This window comes from Alphaproteobacteria bacterium (assembly GCA_041396705.1).
Classification (GTDB): Bacteria; Pseudomonadota; Alphaproteobacteria; order CALKHQ01; family CALKHQ01; genus CALKHQ01.
The window spans coordinates 39,463-55,128 of record JAWKYB010000016.1; the positions used below are offsets into that span (position 1 = coordinate 39,463).

At 70.5% G+C, this 15,666-nt stretch carries 15 protein-coding genes; 8 read left to right on the plus strand and 7 right to left on the minus strand.

The genetic code is table 11. The features are described 5' to 3' along the window. Positions 1-56: 56 nt before the first annotated feature. The 6 genes from R3F55_20670 (at position 57) to R3F55_20695 (ending at position 5,202) form a co-directional block, all read left to right on the plus strand. Positions 57-1,220, plus strand: coding sequence for an MlaE family lipid ABC transporter permease subunit (locus R3F55_20670; GenBank protein MEZ5669802.1), 1,164 nt, complete (start codon positions 57-59; stop codon positions 1,218-1,220). 45 nt (positions 1,221-1,265) lie between these two features. Further along, positions 1,266-2,063 (plus strand): ATP-binding cassette domain-containing protein, encoded by a 798-nt coding sequence (locus R3F55_20675; protein ID MEZ5669803.1) that lies wholly within the window; start codon positions 1,266-1,268, stop codon positions 2,061-2,063. Between the two features lie 3 nt (positions 2,064-2,066). Then, on the plus strand, positions 2,067-3,038 hold the full coding sequence (locus tag R3F55_20680; GenBank protein ID MEZ5669804.1) for an MlaD family protein: 972 nt from the start codon (positions 2,067-2,069) through the stop codon (positions 3,036-3,038). Next, positions 3,035-3,703 (plus strand): ABC-type transport auxiliary lipoprotein family protein, encoded by a 669-nt coding sequence (locus R3F55_20685; protein MEZ5669805.1) that lies wholly within the window; start codon positions 3,035-3,037, stop codon positions 3,701-3,703. Before R3F55_20680 ends, R3F55_20685 begins: the two co-directional genes overlap by 4 nt. Then, positions 3,700-4,581 carry a tetratricopeptide repeat protein gene (locus tag R3F55_20690; protein MEZ5669806.1) on the plus strand — a complete coding sequence of 294 codons (882 nt, stop codon included), beginning with the start codon at positions 3,700-3,702 and terminating at the stop codon, positions 4,579-4,581. The genes R3F55_20685 and R3F55_20690 overlap by 4 nt, the downstream gene beginning before the upstream one ends. A 174-nt stretch (positions 4,582-4,755) precedes the next feature. Continuing rightward, complete coding sequence (locus tag R3F55_20695) at positions 4,756-5,202, plus strand: copper chaperone PCu(A)C (GenBank protein MEZ5669807.1); 447 nt, start codon at positions 4,756-4,758, stop codon at positions 5,200-5,202. A 75-nt stretch (positions 5,203-5,277) separates the two neighbouring features. Here R3F55_20695 and R3F55_20700 read toward each other — a convergent pair whose 3' ends face one another. The 5 genes from R3F55_20700 to R3F55_20720 form a co-directional block, all read right to left on the minus strand. Then, complete coding sequence (locus R3F55_20700) at positions 5,278-5,775, minus strand: CarD family transcriptional regulator (protein ID MEZ5669808.1); 498 nt, start codon at positions 5,773-5,775, stop codon at positions 5,278-5,280. A gap of 332 nt (positions 5,776-6,107) precedes the next feature. Next, positions 6,108-6,443, minus strand: a complete 336-nt coding sequence (locus R3F55_20705; protein MEZ5669809.1) for a ferredoxin family protein — start codon at positions 6,441-6,443, stop codon at positions 6,108-6,110. Between the two features lie 80 nt (positions 6,444-6,523). Then, positions 6,524-6,994: a TerB family tellurite resistance protein gene (locus R3F55_20710; protein ID MEZ5669810.1), complete on the minus strand. Its 471-nt coding sequence runs from the start codon at positions 6,992-6,994 to the stop codon at positions 6,524-6,526. 111 nt (positions 6,995-7,105) lie between these two features. After that, positions 7,106-7,498, minus strand: a complete 393-nt coding sequence (locus tag R3F55_20715) for an RNA-binding S4 domain-containing protein (GenBank protein ID MEZ5669811.1) — start codon at positions 7,496-7,498, stop codon at positions 7,106-7,108. Next, positions 7,498-10,218, minus strand: coding sequence for a helicase-related protein (locus R3F55_20720; protein ID MEZ5669812.1), 2,721 nt, complete (start codon positions 10,216-10,218; stop codon positions 7,498-7,500). Before R3F55_20720 ends, R3F55_20715 begins: the two co-directional genes overlap by 1 nt. A gap of 242 nt (positions 10,219-10,460) precedes the next feature. Between R3F55_20720 and R3F55_20725 the strand changes: the two genes are divergently transcribed. After that, positions 10,461-11,993: a hypothetical protein gene (locus R3F55_20725; protein MEZ5669813.1), complete on the plus strand. Its 1,533-nt coding sequence runs from the start codon at positions 10,461-10,463 to the stop codon at positions 11,991-11,993. A 92-nt stretch (positions 11,994-12,085) separates the two neighbouring features. Beyond that, on the plus strand, positions 12,086-13,753 hold the full coding sequence (locus R3F55_20730; GenBank protein MEZ5669814.1) for a hypothetical protein: 1,668 nt from the start codon (positions 12,086-12,088) through the stop codon (positions 13,751-13,753). 3 nt (positions 13,754-13,756) lie between these two features. On the opposite strand, the gene R3F55_20735 is transcribed toward R3F55_20730, so the two are convergent. Together R3F55_20735 and R3F55_20740 are read right to left on the minus strand one after the other, a co-directional pair. After that, a complete protein-coding gene (locus tag R3F55_20735) occupies positions 13,757-14,449 on the minus strand; it encodes a gamma-glutamylcyclotransferase (GenBank protein MEZ5669815.1) in 693 nt (230 codons plus the stop codon). A gap of 137 nt (positions 14,450-14,586) precedes the next feature. Further along, on the minus strand, positions 14,587-15,591 hold the full coding sequence (locus R3F55_20740; GenBank protein ID MEZ5669816.1) for a GGDEF domain-containing protein: 1,005 nt from the start codon (positions 15,589-15,591) through the stop codon (positions 14,587-14,589). Positions 15,592-15,666: the final 75 nt, after the last annotated feature.

Genomic DNA, 15,666 nt, shown 5'->3' on the forward strand with positions numbered 1-15,666 from the left:
GGGCCGTCGCATGGCTTCGTGCCCGGCAGACCGGAATCGGGCATAATCGCCCGCCTATGAGCCACGCCGACGCCGCCGCAACGCCCCCAGCCCACGCCGATCTCGGCGTCGCAACCGTCGACGGCACCTTCGTGGTCACGCCGTCTGGCCAGTGGCGCGGCGAGGCGATCGGCGCCGCGCACGCCCGCCTGAGCGCGCTCGAACTGCCGGGAGCCGGCACGGCGCGGATCGACCTGTCCGCGCTCGACATCGTCGACCGCGCCGGCGCATGGCTGATCCACGGCCTGGCCCACCGCCTCGCGGCGCGCGGCGTCGCGGTGACGATCGACCATGCCGAACCCGACGTCGCGGCGATGCTGGACCGCGTCGGGGCCATCGAGTCGCCGCGCGCCGACCAGATGCTGCGGCCGCGCCTGCCCCAGTGGCTGGCGATACTGGAGCGCAGCGGCCGCGCCACCGTGCGCGCGTTGACGTCGCTGCTGGGCCTGCTCAGCTTCTTCGGGGCGGTCACCGTGACCTTCGCCCGCGCGCTGGCGCGGCCCCGCCGCATCCGCATCACCGCCTTCCTGTTCCATGTCGAGCAGACCGGGCTGAACGCGCTCGGCATCGTCGGGCTGATCAACTTCCTGATCGGGCTGGTCCTGGCCTATATGGGCGCGACCCAGCTGGCGGCGTTCGGCGCGGAGATCTTTGCCGTCGACCTCGTCGGGATCGCGGTGCTGCGCGAGATGGGCATCCTGCTGACCGCGATCATCGTCGCCGGCCGCTCAGGCAGCGCGTTCACCGCCCAGATCGGCGCGATGAAGGCGCAGGAGGAGGTCGACGCCATGGTCACCATCGGCGTCGACCCGCTGGAGGCGCTGGTGCTGCCGCGCCTGTTCGCGCTGCTGCTCACCCTGCCCGCGCTGACCCTGTTCGGCGACCTGATGGGCCTGATCGGCGGCGCGCTGATGGGCCTGGTCGTGCTCGACATCCCGGTGACCCAGTTCCTCGAGCGGCTGCGCGAGGCGGTCTCGCTGTCGACCTTCCTGGTCGGCATGAGCAAGGCGCCGGTGTTCGCCGCGATCATCGCCCTGGTCGGCTGCTACGAGGGGTTGCGGGTCGGCGGCAGCGCCGAAAGCGTCGGACGGCAGACCACGCGTTCCGTCGTCGAGTCCATCTTCCTGGTCATCGTGTTCGACGCCCTGTTCGCAATCATGTATTCCTACCTCGGTGTCTAACGCCTTTGTCATCCGTCGCACCGGTCGCCAACCTTGGACGCGCCCATGGTCGAACCGGCCCGAGAATCCCTGAACCGCGGCGAGGCGATCGCCATCCGCATCCGCGGCCTGCGCAACCAGTTCGGCAGCCAGGTCATCCATGACGGCCTCGACCTCGATGTCCGCCGCGGCGAGGTGCTCGGCGTGGTCGGCGGTTCCGGCACCGGCAAGTCGGTGCTGCTGCGCACCATCGTCGGCCTCAACCGGCAGCGTGCCGGCACCGTCGAGGTGCTGGGCGCCGACATGGCGCGCCTCGACGATGCCGGCCGGGCCCGGATGCAGGCGCAGTGGGGCGTGCTGTTCCAGAACGGGGCGCTGTTCAGCTCGCTGACCGTGCTGGAGAACGTGATGGCGCCGATGCGCGAGCATCGCGACTGGCCGGCCGCGCTGGCCCGCGACCTGGCCGCGCTCAAGGTGCGCATGGTCGGCCTGCCCGCCGACGCCTGCGCCAAGTTCCCGTCCGAGCTGTCCGGCGGCATGCGCAAGCGGGCCGGGCTCGCCCGCGCCCTGGCCCTGGACCCGCCTTTGCTGTTCCTCGACGAACCCACCGCCGGGCTGGACCCGATCGGCGCCGCCGAGTTCGACCAGCTGCTGCTCAGCCTGACACAAAGCCTTGGTCTCACCGTATTCATGGTGACCCATGACCTCGACAGCCTGGCGGCAATCTGCGACCGCATCGCCGTGCTGGTCGACAAGAAGGTGATCGTCGATACGATGCCGAACCTGATGCAGTTGGACCACCCTTGGATTCGGGCCTATTTCCACGGGCCGCGCGCCCGGGCAGCGCTGCGCGCGGCGGAGTAGCGCATGGAAACCCGTGCCAACTACGTGCTGGTCGGCGGCTTCGTCCTGCTGCTCGTGCTGGTCGGCTTCGGCTTCGTCGTCTGGCTGGCCAACATCAAGTTCGACCGGGTCGAGAAAGCATATTATCTGTTGTTCACGGACTCGGTCAGCGGGCTGACCGAAGGCGGCACGGTCAGCTATCGCGGCGTCAAGGTGGGGCGGATCACCCGCATCTCGATCGACCCGGACAACGTCGAGCAGGTGCGGGTCGACCTGGCGATCGACAGCGACGTGCCGATCAAGACCGACGCCGTCGCGTCCATGCAGTTCCAGGGGATCACCGGCTTGAGCTACATCGAGATCAGCGGCGGCACCCGGGAAGCGGCCGTCCTGCCGGACGGCGCGCCGATCACGACCCAGCCGACGGGCCTGCAGGAGGTCATCCAGAACGCGCCCGAGCTGCTGAACCAGCTGATCCTGGCGGTCGACCGCTTCAACACCCTGCTGGACGCGCAGAACCAGGAAGCCTTTGCCGCGATGCTGGACAATCTCGCCCAGGTGTCGGCGGCACTGGCCGACGCCGACGACGGCGTGCCCCGGCTGATGCAGGCGATCACCGGCGCGGCCGAGCGCTTCGACGAGACCAGCGCCACGCTGGCCAACGACCTGCCGGCGCTGCTCAGCCACCTCGACACCGCGGTGCTCGACGCCTCCTCGGTGCTGGCCGGGGTCGATGCCGAGATCGGGCCGGCGGCACAGAGCGTGGCGCGCGCCGCCGATGCCGTGACCGGCGCGGCGGGGCAGATCGAGGGCATCCTCGCCGAGAACCGGTCGGACCTGCGCGATTTCGTCGGCACCGGTCTGGTCGAGCTGAGCGCCACCATCGCCGAGGTCCGCGACGTGATCGGCCAGCTGAGCCGGATCGTCACCGAGCTGGAACGGGCGCCGTCCCGCTTCTTCTTCGGCGACAGTACCGAGGGCTACGAGTTCCAATGAACGGGGCAACCGGGATCGGGCGGCGCCGCGCCCTCGGCCTGTTCGGGACAGCCGGCCTGTGGGCGGCCGGCGGCTGCACCCTGCCCGGCGATTCGCCGCCGCCGCAGCTCTACACCCTGTCGCCCAAGAGCACCTTTGCGCCCGACCTGCCGCTGATCACCGCCCAGATGATCGTCGACGAACCCTTCGCGGCGGCCGGCCTCGACACCGCCCGCATCGCGCTGGCGCAGGACGCCTACCGGTTGGAGTATTTCGCCGAATCGGCGTGGAGCGACCGGGCGCCGTCGATGGTGCAGACGCTGATCGTCGAGTCATTCGAGAACAGCGGGCGCATCGTCGCCATCGCCCGCGAGAGCACCGACCTGCGTCCCGACTTCATCCTGAAGACCGAGCTGCGCGAGTTCCAGGCCCAGCTGCACGGCGAGAACGAGCCGCCCAGCGTGTGGGTGCAGATCAACGCCAAGCTGGTGAAGATGCCGGAGCGCCTGATTTTCGCCAACAATACGTTCGAAGCTAGCCAATATGCTGCGACCCGCGACCTGGAGGCTGTCGTCACGGCGTTCGACGTGGCGCTGGGCAGCGTGCTGAAGGACCTGATCGAATGGACATTGCGAACCCTGCCGCGCACCGGCGCGAACGGCGGCCTCGCGCCGGCACGCTCGTGACCGCCCCGCGCCGGACCTGGCGCGCGGCCTGGCTGGGCGCGGCCGCGGCGCTGGCGCTCGCCTGGTCGGCGCCCGGCGCACGTGCCGACATCATGGAAGGCTGGACCGCCTACGACCTCGGCGACTATGCCCGCGCGCTTGAGATTTTCGGCGCCGACGCCGCGGCCGGGGATCCGGAGGGCCAGTACGCGCTGGGCTGGATGTATGCCAACGGCCTCGGCACCGGCCAGGACTATGCCGCCGCGCTGCGCTGGTACGAGAAGGCCGCGCGCCAGGGTCATGTCGAGGCGCAGAACAGCGCCGGTTTCATTCACGACCTCGGCCTCGCTGGCCGCGCCGACACCGACATGGCGGAATACTGGTACGGCGAGGCGGCGGCGCAGGGCAGCATCGTCGCCCAGAACAATCTGGCCTATCGCTGGAGCCTGGACGGCCGCAACCTCGAGCAGGCGCTGGAACTGATCCGCAACGTGGTGCGCAGCGATCCGTCCAATTCGGCCTATCTCGACACCCTCGGCTGGGTTCTCTACCAGCTCGACCGGTTCCAGGACGCGATTCCGCCGCTGTGCGAGGCGGTGAAGCTGGAGCCCGGCCACCCGGAACTGCGCGTCCACCTGGGCGACGCCTATTTCCAGGTGAGCCGCGACCTCGATGCCAACTACCAGTGGAACCGCGCGCTGCGGCTGCTGAGCGAGCCGGAGGCGCTGAGCGAGGACGGCCGGCTGTTCGTGCGCACCCGGCCGCCGTCCTGGCGCCAGTCGCTGGAGCAGCGTCTCGCCGACGGGCTGACCCGCCGCGACGACCTGTCGCCGGCCGACGCACCGCCGTCGGCGGTGGAGCGCAGTTTCGTGGACGAATGCGCGGTGCCGACAAGCTGAGCCGCCGAGTCTGGCCGCTCCGCGGCACGGCAGTGCGTCCATTTGCGCACTGCAACCCCGGCCGGCGTTGGCCACTCTCTAGCCCGAGCGCCGAAGGGCGGCAGCGACCGGGGCGCGATCGCCCGACCGTACGCGCCGTCCGACGCATCGCCGTGACCCGACGGAGAAGGCCCCGTGCCACCGTTCGCCATGTCGCCGATCGCTGCCATCACGGTCCTGGCCGCCGCCGCGGCCGTCGCGGTGGTGGCGGCGATGCAGACCGGCGAGAGCGGGCGCATCACCGTGCGCGAGCCGCGCGCCGTGCCGATCGTCGGTGCGCCGAACGATGCCGCCCTGTTCATGACCATCGTCAACGACGGCGGCGACGACCGGCTGGTCGGCCTGCGGCTGCGGGTCGCCGACGCGGCGGTGCTGGTCGACGCCGCGTCGCAGCCGCAGCCGGAGCTGGACCTGCCCGGCCACAGCGCCGTCGCGCTCGCGCCCGGCCAGCTTCACGTGGTGGTCGAGAATGTGGACTGGAGCCGGCTCGACGGCGGCTCGATTCCGCTCTCGCTGCTGTTCGAGGAAGCCGAGGGCATCACCGTGCCGGTTCCGGTGGAGGGCCTGCCGGCCGACCGATGAGCCGGCCTTCAAACGCGAACGGCACAGCCGTCGGGCTGCGCCGTCGCCACTTCCGGATCGGGCCCGGCCGGGCGGTCAGGCCGCTTCCAGCACGCGCTCCAGCTTGGTGATCGCCGCCGGCTCGTCGATGTCCTCGACCGCCGCCAGCTCGCGCACCAGACGGTCCAGCGCCTCCTGATAGATCTGCCGCTCGCTGTACGACTGGTCCGGCTGGTTCGACGAGCGGTGCAGGTCGCGCACCACCTCGGCGATCGAGACCGGGTCGCCCGAGTTGATCTTCGCCTCGTATTCCTGGGCGCGGCGGCTCCACATCGTACGCTTCGCCCGCGCCCGCCCGGTCAGGGTCTTCAGCGCCGCATCCATCCGGTCGCGGCTGGACAGCGCGCGCAGACCCGAGGTGCTCACCTTGTTGATCGGGACGCGCAGCGTCATCCGGTCCTTTTCGAAATGAACGACCAGCACACGCAGTTCGTGCCCTGCAATCTGCTGTGACTCGATCGCCTCTATCCGACCCACGCCATGGGTCGGATAGACCACCATCTCGCCGGGCTTGAACTCACTGCCGTCCGCCATCTTGTCTTCCTTCTTCAACCGTGCACGCTTGGCGACCGAAAAGCCCACGGGTCACGCGCTCGCTCCGCGCAAACGGCGCAGCGCGGGGACCGTTGGCCATCCGGGTCGCTTCGGCGACCCCACTCACTCCAGAAACTACGGCGCCGTGCTCAACGTCGTTTGCTGTGCTCTACCTAACTGACGTTGGAAAACCGACGCACCGAGAGCCATGAATTCCAACCATTCATGCTGTAGTGAAGCATAGCACAGGTTGGCGCAATTTCCTAGTCTCTCTTGATTTGGTTAACACTGCCGCGGAGTCAACGGCTGCCGCCGCACCGCCGTCGCGCCGGTCAATCGCCTGTGCCGGGATTCGTGCTGAACTGGCTCTCCTTGCCCGCCACGCCCTTCCATTCGTCGGCGTCGGCCGGCGACGGCTTCTTTCGCGTGATGTTGGGCCAGGACTCCGCGAAGGTCCGGTTCAGTTCCAGCCACTTGTCCAGGCCCGGCTCGGTATCGGGCAGGATGGCCTCGGCCGGGCATTCCGGCTCGCACACGCCGCAGTCGATGCATTCGTCGGGGTGGATGACGAGCATGTTCTCGCCTTCATAGAAACAGTCCACCGGGCAGACCTCGACGCAGTCCATGTACTTGCACCGGATGCACCCTTCCACCACCACATAGGTCATCGCGTCGTCCTTCTTCGCTGCGCATCGGCACGATCCCCGCCGGTCAACGGCCGGTCCCGGAGCGTTGCCCCAGCGCGTCGTTATGTCCGTGTCCGCGCCGCATCGGCCGATGCCAGCGCACGTTGGCGGGCCAAACCGCTATCCTTATCCGTAACGTAGAGCAAGCCGGCGATGCGCCGCATCAGGTTTGCTTCGCGATCGTGGACGACGCCGTCGGCGCAGACCACCTGCCACAGCATCTCCATCACCCGCAGCCGTTCCGCATCGTCATAGGCCTGCTTGATCTCGGCGGTGAAGCGCTGGAAATGGGTGGCGTCCTGCGCCTCGCGCTCCGCCTCGGCCAGCAGGGCGGCGGCCTCGTCAGCCGGCAGCGCGAAGCGCGCCGCCACGGCGTCCGCGATCACCGCCCGCTCCGTCGCGTCGATCCGGTCGTCCATCTGGGCGGCCATGAACAGCAGCGCGGCAACCGAACGGCGCAGTTCGGCCTCGCCGCCGGCCTCGCCGCGCTGGTCCGGCCGCGCCGCCAGCAAGGATTTCAGCCTACCGATCATCCCCTGCAGCGCCCCTGGCATTGGGCCCGGGCGTCCAGGGAATCTGGGCATGCGGACCGATTTGGCAAGGCCATGGGCCAAGCGGGCGCGCGGCGCGCGGCGCGCGGAGGCTCAGTCGTCATCCTGCAACCGGTCGATCTGGCGTCGCTCGCGCTTGGTCGGACGGCCGCTGCCGCGGTCCCGCAGCGCCACAGCCGGGGCGCGCGGCATGCGCGGCTGCTCGCTGGGCGGCGCCAGGTCGCGGTAGAGGGCCTGCGCCTCGCTGGCGGGTCCGCGCCGGCTGCCGAGGGCCGCAATCTCGATCACGCGCACATAGGGTCCCTGGGCGAAGGTCAGCACGTCGCCGGGCTTGACCGCGGCATTGGCCTTGCCGGCCGGCGTGCCGTTGATGCGGATGCCGCCGGCGTTGCATGCGCCCGAGGCCAGCGTCCGGCTCTTGAAGAAGCGGGCGTACCACAGCCATTTGTCCAGCCGCAGCCGGCCGGCCGCGTCGTCCCCCGCCATCAGCCGCCGGTCATGCTCTGCTTCAGCGCCTGCAGGACGGCGAACGGCGAATCCGGATCGAAGGCCGGCTCGCGCCGCGTCGGCCCCTGCCGGCCGCCGCCCTGCGGCCTGCGGTCCTTGTCCTTCGGCTTCGGACCGCCCTTGCGCGGCTTGTCGTGACGGGTGCGCGCCGGCCGGTCCTGCCGGTCGCCGTCCGGCCGCGCCGCCGCACCGTCGGCGACGGCCTCGCCGTCCGGCCGGGGCCCGCGACCGCGGCGACGGCCGGGCCGCGTCCGCTCACCCTCCGTCTGCTGGCCGCGCGGCCGGTCGTCGTCGCGCCGCGCCCGGCCGGGGACATAGTGCGCGCCATCGCCGTCCTGGACCTGGCGAAAGCCGAGCACGGCCAGCACCTCGCGCACCTCGGCCAGGGTCAGGTCCGCATAGGCCGCCAGCTGCGGCGACGCGGTCAGGCGCCCGCGGCGCAGGGCGGACGCGGCGGCATCGGCGAGCCGGTCGAACAGCCAGATCGGGATCGCCCGGCGCGCCACCCGGACATAGCCGGTGGCCGGATAGAAGCCCTCGGGCGCCGCCGGATCGACCGGCACGCTGCGGCCGCGGCGCGCCGGCAGGTTGGGCATGGGCTTGTCGTTGTGCAGGCACCACAGCAGCGCGCGCAGGCGCACCGCTTCCGGCCGCGCCAGCGCCGGCACGCTGAGCGCATAGCGGCCGAAGTTGACGCCCAGGCCGCGCAGCGCCTTGCGTTCGGTGCCGAGCCCGTCGAGATGGCCGCGCACCTGAGCGCGCGGCACGGTGCCGAGCCCGTCGACCAGCTGGAAGGCGAGACCGCGGGCATGGGCACCGAGCTCCGCCTCGCGCAGCGCGAACAGCGCGCCGAGGCGACTGCGCAGATGGCCTTCGGTCCAGGCCTTCAGCCGCGCCACCAGCCGGTCGCGATCCGCCGGCTCCAGCGAATCGCCGCCGGTCAGCTGCACCGCCGGCGACAGCACCTCGCGATCGCCCTTCAGCCGTGCGATCTCGCTGCCGTCCCAGCGCAGGGCGCCGTCGCCGCCCAGCCGGAACGCGTCGTCGGCGGCGCCGACGATGCCGTCGACCCAGCCCGGCATGCCTTCGCGCAGGGCGCGCCGCACCCCGCGCGCCAGCGCGGTGTCGCCGTAGCCGGCGGTACGCCGCCTGAGGCCGTCCGGATCGAGCCCGCTGTCCGGGTCGGGAGTGAAGCCGAGACCTGCCATCACGCCAATCCTCTCGTCTCCGACCCAGACCGCGCCGTCGCGCAGCCGGGCCACCACCTCTTCCTCATGCTTACGCCGTCGCCGCCCCGCCGTCACGGCATAGGGATCGACGAACTGGTCGGTCAGCCGGTCGTGCAGCGCGTCCGACAGCAGATCCTCGATGCCCCGCGTCCGCTCCTGCCAGTGTACCGCATCCGCCATCCATTCGCCGTGATGGGCAAGATAGGTCCAGGTGCGGATGCGTGCGATGCGTTCCAGCAGCGCGCCGATGTCCCCCTCAACCCGCTCCAGCCGGGCCACGTGGTTGGCCACCCAGTCCACCGGCAGCACGCCGTCGTCGCGCAGGTGCACGAAGATGCGCGCGATCAGGCGGGCATGGCTGCCGGAGCCGACCTGCGCGAAATCCGGCGTCTGGCAGGCCTCCCACAGCAGCGCGACGCCATCCGGGTCCTTGGCGCGATCCACGATCTCGGGTTGTTCGGCCAGCGCCTTGAGGACCAGGTGGTCTTCCGCGTCGCGGGTCGGCAGCAGGGCCGGGTCCGGCGGCGGGTCGTCCAGGCTGCGCAGCAGCGCGCCCAGGGTTCGCGTGTCCGGCCGTCCGTTGCGCCACTGCAAGGCGCGCAGCGGCGGAAAGTCGTGGCCTTCGAGGGCCTCGATCAGCGGCTGGTCGAAACCGGTGAGCGGCTCGGTGACGCCGAAGGTGCCGTCGCGCATGTAGCGGCCGGCGCGGCCGGCGATCTGGCCGATCTCGGCGTCGGTCAGGCGGCGGTTCTGGCGGCCGTCGAACTTGGCCAGGCTGGCGAAGGCGACATGGTCGATGTCCATGTTGAGCCCCATGCCGATGGCGTCGGTCGCGACCAGGAAGTCGACATCGCCGGACTGATAGAGCGCGACCTGGGCATTGCGCGTGCGCGGGCTCAGCGCGCCCATGACGATGGCGCAGCCGCCGCGGCGCCGTCGCAGCGCTACCGCGATGTCGTGCACGTCCTCGGCCGAAAAGGCGACGACCGCGGTGCGCGGCGGCAGGCGGGAGAGCTTGCGCGGCCCGGCGTAGCTCAGCCGCGACAGGCGCGGCCGGGTGCGGATCTCGACATGCGGCAGCAGCCGCCGGATCAGTCCCTCGGCGGTCTGCGAGCCCAGCAGCACGGTCTCAGCGATGCCGCGGGCGCCCAGAATGCGCTGGGTGAACACATGGCCGCGGTCGGGGTCGGCGGCGAGCTGGACCTCGTCGATCGCCAGGAACTCGGTCTGCCGGCTCAGCGGCATCGCCTCGACCGTGCAGATGAAATAGCGCGGGTCTTCGGGGATGATCTTCTCTTCCCCGGTGATCAGCGCGGTGACCCGCGGCCCGCGCTCCGCCACCACACGGTCGAAGATCTCGCGCGCCAGCAGGCGCAGGGGAAATCCGATCATGCCGGAGGCGTGCGCCAGCATCCGCTCGACCGCGAAATGGGTCTTGCCGGTGTTGGTCGGGCCCAGGACCGCGATCACCGGGGAGGTGTCCCGGGGCGATGCCCAGGCCGTCGTCGTCTGGCCTCGCATGAGTTGACGTTGGCTCCATCGGGCGCTTTGCACAAGGGGCGAGGCCAGGGTGCCGGCCGGCCGCAGCGCATTTCGACACGATCACGATCTATGATCATCCCACTGACGCCACAATTGCCTATATCAATCCCGTGCGGGACGGCTAGGTTGCCGGCGGTCACCCCCGGTCACCCGAATGACGGAGCAGGCAGATGAACGGAATTTCCCGGACGCGCATCGATTTGCGCGCGCTCATGGCATCGACGGCGCTGGGCGCGGCGCTGTGTGCGCTCGGCGGCGGCGCCGGCCAGGCGGCAACGCTCGAAGAGGCGGAGACGCTGCGCGGCGAGGTCGCGTCTTTCCTGGCGGATACCGGCATTCCGGCCTGGTCGTTCCGCAGCGGCACCGTGACCGCCGACATCGACGGCGACGGCTACCGCATCGTCATTCCGGACCTGGTCCTGGTGTTCGACGAAGCCGGCAACCATGCCGAGGTCGAACTCGACGACGTCACGTTGCAGCTTGACCCCGATCCGGTCGACGACGCGGTGTTCGGCGTTTCGGCCCGCCTGGGCGGCAGCAGCCTGCTCGGCGGCGGCCCGGTACAGCTGGTCATCAACGGCACCGAGGGCCAGCGTGCCTTCATCGACATCGGCAGCCACGACTTCTCCGGGACCTGGTCCAGCGAGATCAGCTACTTCACCGATGCCAAGATCGCGCTCGACAACGTGGTCGTGACGCCGGACGCGTCGGTCGCCAACGCGCCGGACTTCCGGCTTTCGGTCGGCTCGATCCACGGTGGCTCCAGCCTGACCGAGGTGGAGCCCGGCTTGTGGGACGGCACCGGCGAGTCCGTCATCGAGGACGTGGTGGTGGAGGCCGACGGCCAGACGCCGTTCCGGCTCGACCGGTTCACGCTGAACCAGTCCGTCGCCGGTTTCGCCTTCGCCGACTACATGGAGTGGGTACGCAGCAACCCGGCGATGATGGGCGAGGAGCCGCAGTTCGCGTCGGACGAGGAAGCGCAGGCGTTCTTCAAGCAGACCATCCTCAACTTCCCCACGGTGCTCGACGACTTCGACCTGTCCTGGACGCTTACGGGGCTCGATGCAGGCGATCGCGACGACCGGCTGCTGATCGACAGCCACGAGTTCGGAATCTCGGCGACCGGCCTTGCCGGCGATGTCTCAGACTGGCAGCTGCGCCTGGGCCTGACCGGCCTGACGATCCCGGGCGACGAGGCGCCGGCGCAGTTCGTGCCCACGGTGGTCGACATCGACCTGGCGCTGAACGACCTGCCGACCGGTCTCGGCTGGCAGGCGATGGAAAGCGCTGTCGGCGGCGCCGAGATCCGCGACATGGACATGATCGGACCGATGCTCGGCCAGCAGATCCTGCAGCTGGCCCTGCAGGCCCAGTCCGGCGTCGACCTCGGCGGTCATGTCGACTTCCAGACCGGCAACGTCACCTTCGACGGCGAGATCCACGCCGATCCCAATTCGCCGGTGATGGCAAGCGGCGGCCTGCTCATCGCCGTCAGCCAGATGCAGGACTTCATCCGCGAGGTCGAGAACACGATGGGGCCGGAATCCGCCGCGCCGCTGACCATGCTGCAGGCCCTCGGCCAGCAGGAGGACGGCGCGAACGGGCCGCAGACCGTGTTCGATTTCCAGATCTCGGGCAGCTCGGTCCTGATGAACGGCCAGGACATGCAGCCGCTGATGATGATGCTCGGGCAGCAATAGCCCGGGAACGACCGGGCGGACGCGTCGGGGCGATCCTCGAACCGGCCCGACGCGTCCACCCCGAGACCCGACCAACGGAACGGGAGCGACCGATGCCCTCGCCAATGGCCGGCACCGGCAAGGCCGTCGCCGTGGCGCTGCTTGTCCTCGCGCCGGTTGCGGCGCGCGCGGACCAGGCCGGCGCCGATGCCCTGCAGGCCGATTTCGACGGCCTGCTGCGCGACATCGAGCAGATCTTCGACCTGCGGGTCACCCCGGCCGATCCGTTCCGGGTCGCCGTCGACGGGGCCGGCTATCGGGTCGAGGTATCGGCCTTCGCGGTCGGCCGCGACCCGTCGATCCCGCCCGCCGGCGAGCCGGGCCCGACCGAAATCGCGATGGAGGTCGGCGCGTTTGCGATCGCGCTGATGCCCGATCCGGCCGACCCCGACCGCACCCGCTTCAGCATCGACAGTGTTCCGGCGGTGATCGTTACCGCCGAGGGCGCCCCGGCGTTGACGATGGACCAGGACAGCCTGTCGCTGCGCGGCGTCTGGTCCGACGCGCTCGACCAGCCGCTGCAGGTCAGCGCCAGCGGCACCGGACTGCGTGCGACCTTCGGCGCGGCGGCGCTGCCGTTCGGCTTCGGCCCGGCGAGCGACGCCGCAATGGTGCTCGAGCTCGCGACGCTGTCGAGCAGCAGCTATCTGATCGCGGAAGGCGACGGCCTGTGGCGCATCGAATCGAAAGCTCGGGCGACCGAGCTGGTCAGCGCGATGCTGGTGCCCGACCCCGACAACCCCGCAGCGCCGCCTGAGCGGACCGAACTGGACCGCATCGGCGCCTTGCTGAGCGAGACGACGGCGTCCGGCGTGCCGGTCCTGGCCTGGCACGACCTGATTCTCGACTGGCTGCCCCGCCTTGCCGCCGAGGAAGGCCAGCTCGACGCGGACCAGATGCGCGTCCGTTTCGCCGAACTGCTCGACGCGCTGCCGGTGCTGTTCGACCGCCTGGTCAGCCATACGCAGCTGCAGGACGTCGCCTCGTCCGGTTCGTCGATCGCACTGCATGACCAATCGGTCGAGATCGCCGGCGGGTCGAGCGAGGCGTGGGACATCCGCATCGCCGATACCGCGACCGGCATCCAGCCGCTCGACATCGAGGCGGCGCTCGACAACCTGCCCGGCGGCGGCGCGCCCCTGATCGACCTGAACCCCGACCTGGCCGCGCTGGTGGCGACGCTGACGCCGACCGGTTACGATTCGGTGCTCGACCTACACGCCGTTCCGTTCGGGCGTGCCTGGCGCGACCTGGTCGCCACGGCCGACGTCTGGGTCGACGAGCCGAAGACTGCCTTCGACGTGTTCTTCCGTACCTTCGGCGAGGCCGCCCTCGACTTCGGCACCAGCGGAACGCTCGACCTGACGGTCGACTGGGCGGAGTCCCGACTGAGCGTCGACGCGGCACTGGCCGCCGACCGCGAGGCCGCGCTCTCCGTCGCCGGCGCGATCGACGCCGGCTTCGCCAACATGGACGCCATCGGCAGCGGGCTGACCGCGGGCGCGGGGCCGGAGGCCGGCACATTCTGGCTGATGCTGCAGGCCCTCGGCCAGCGCGAGCCGCTGGCCGAGTCAGGCTCCGCGCTGACCCGCTACCGGCTGGAGATCGACCCGGACGGCACGGTCACGCTGAACGGCATCGACTTCGGCCCGGTCGTGCGCACGGTCGCGTCGGCATTCGAGGCGTTCAGCGTCGGTATGGTCCCGCCGACGCTCGACTGAGATTCAGCCGATCGGCCCGTGGGCGGCCTCGATGCGGGCGGCCACCATCTCCTGCAGCCGCCACAGCCGTCGGTCGTGGATGCCCTCGGCCTCCAGGTGGGCGACGGTGTTGTGCAGGTACTCCGCCATCGTGCCCCAATGGCCGACCGCGGTGGCGAGCATGTCGGCCACGCGATCGGCGTCGAGGCCGCCGACATAGCGCCCGCTGTCGCGATCGATCGCGAAGGTTATCGCGCGCACGCACTCGCCCGCCGCGGTACGGACCGTGACCCAGCGCGGCGGCATCGGCGTCGGCAGCAGGAACATCTCGCGCCGGAACAGGCGGAACAGGTTGTCCTCGGCGCGGCCATCGGGCAGCCGTTCGATCACCCCGCGGCAGGCGCCGCCGCGGTCCAGCACCATCATCAGTCCGGGACGGCCGGGCATGCCGCGGAAGTGGGTGTCCCAGCCCAGGCAGAACGAGCGGTGCCAGCCGCGCAGCAGCGCCACCCGGCGCTCGGCCACGTCGTGCACCGGGTTCCAGATCAGCGAGCCGTAGGCGAAGATCCAGACTGCGCCGTCGGCGGGTCTGTCGGCCAGCAGGCGCGCAACGACGGCCGCATAGTCGTCCTCGGTGGCATAGCGCCGGTCCTGCACGGGGCCGGGGTCGGCAACCGGCATCGCAACCCGTTCGAGGTGCGACGGCGTAAGGCGCATGCGTCTGCGGGATCGGTCGGCGGCGGCCATCGGTCTCGATGCTGGTGCGGCGATGGCCTCCTATAGCATGCGCCGGGCCGTCCGCACGCGCGTTCGCGGTCGGTTTGTCCGCAAGCGGCCGCAGCGGCCAGGCTCGGTCAGGCGACCGCCTGCGAGTCCGGTTTGCCCGCGACCGCGTCCTCCGGCCCGAGCCAGCGCAGGTCGACGCCACCGCCGGACGCCTTGATCCTGTACATCGCCTTGTCGGCCGCGCCGAGCAGGCGCTCGGCATCGACGTCGCGGCCCTCGGCCATCGCGATGCCGATGCTGGCACCGATGGAGACCTGGGTATCGTCCAGGTCCACCGGCAGGATCAGCTGCTGCTCCAGCCGGTTGGCGAGCACCCTGGCGCCGTCCGCGGTCACGCCGGTCTCCATCAGCAGCACGAACTCGTCGCCGCCGAGGCGGGCGATGGTGTCGACCGTGCGGCAGCAGCGCTGCAGCCGGTCCGCCGTCGTTTTCAGCACCGCGTCGCCGGCGGCGTGCCCGTGCCGGTCGTTGATCCGCTTGAAGCGGTCGAGGTCGATCAGCAGGATCGCCAGCGGCTGGCCCGAGCGCCGGGCCAGCGCGATCGCATGCTCCAGCCGCAGATAGAACAGGCGCCGGTTGCCGATGCCGGTCAGCGGGTCCTTGAGCGCCAGCTGCTCCAGTTCCGCCTTGGCGCGACGCAGTTCTTCGTTCTGCGCCTCCAGCGCCCGGCGCATTTCCGCCTTCTCGGTGATGTCGGTGGTGAGCACGAAATAGCCCATCACATACCCGTCCCGGCGGGTATCGGGGATATAGCTGATCTGGACCGTGCGCTCGCCGATGCCGGGATAGGTCGCGACCTGCTCGAAGTCGGCCGGCTCGCCCTCGAGCGCGCGCTCGATCCGGTCGCGCACGGCGACGTAGTTCGTCCGACCGACGACCTCCGCGATCGGGCGGCCGTGCATGGCGCTGAGCGGCTTGTCGAACAGCTGTTGATAACGCGCATTGGCGTAGCGCACCCGCTGCAGCGCATCGACATAGCCGATGCAGACCGGCAGGTGATCCGCCACCAGCGCGCACAGCTCCGCATTGCTCAGCGCGTGAACGTCGGCCGGTTGCGTTTTCTTGGGGCACATACCCGGCACAGTAGATTAAGGCCGTGAACGCCGGGTTAACCCGCGTTTAACGCGTAGAACGCCAGGGCCGGTCGG

Bases quoted from the DNA above. Each gene is read 5' to 3' on its own strand.
- R3F55_20670 (MEZ5669802.1), top strand. From the start codon at position 57: ATGAGCCACGCCGACGCCGCCGCAACGCCCCCAGCCCACGCCGATCTC.
- R3F55_20675 (MEZ5669803.1), top strand. From the start codon at position 1,266: ATGGTCGAACCGGCCCGAGAATCCCTGAACCGCGGCGAGGCGATCGCC.
- R3F55_20680 (MEZ5669804.1), top strand. From the start codon at position 2,067: ATGGAAACCCGTGCCAACTACGTGCTGGTCGGCGGCTTCGTCCTGCTG.
- R3F55_20685 (MEZ5669805.1), top strand. From the start codon at position 3,035: ATGAACGGGGCAACCGGGATCGGGCGGCGCCGCGCCCTCGGCCTGTTC.
- R3F55_20700 (MEZ5669808.1), bottom strand. From the start codon at position 5,775: ATGGCGGACGGCAGTGAGTTCAAGCCCGGCGAGATGGTGGTCTATCCG.
- R3F55_20705 (MEZ5669809.1), bottom strand. From the start codon at position 6,443: ATGACCTATGTGGTGGTGGAAGGGTGCATCCGGTGCAAGTACATGGAC.
- R3F55_20710 (MEZ5669810.1), bottom strand. From the start codon at position 6,994: ATGATCGGTAGGCTGAAATCCTTGCTGGCGGCGCGGCCGGACCAGCGC.
- R3F55_20715 (MEZ5669811.1), bottom strand. From the start codon at position 7,498: ATGGCGGGGGACGACGCGGCCGGCCGGCTGCGGCTGGACAAATGGCTG.
- R3F55_20725 (MEZ5669813.1), top strand. From the start codon at position 10,461: ATGAACGGAATTTCCCGGACGCGCATCGATTTGCGCGCGCTCATGGCA.
- R3F55_20730 (MEZ5669814.1), top strand. From the start codon at position 12,086: ATGCCCTCGCCAATGGCCGGCACCGGCAAGGCCGTCGCCGTGGCGCTG.
- R3F55_20735 (MEZ5669815.1), bottom strand. From the start codon at position 14,449: ATGCGCCTTACGCCGTCGCACCTCGAACGGGTTGCGATGCCGGTTGCC.
- R3F55_20740 (MEZ5669816.1), bottom strand. From the start codon at position 15,591: ATGTGCCCCAAGAAAACGCAACCGGCCGACGTTCACGCGCTGAGCAAT.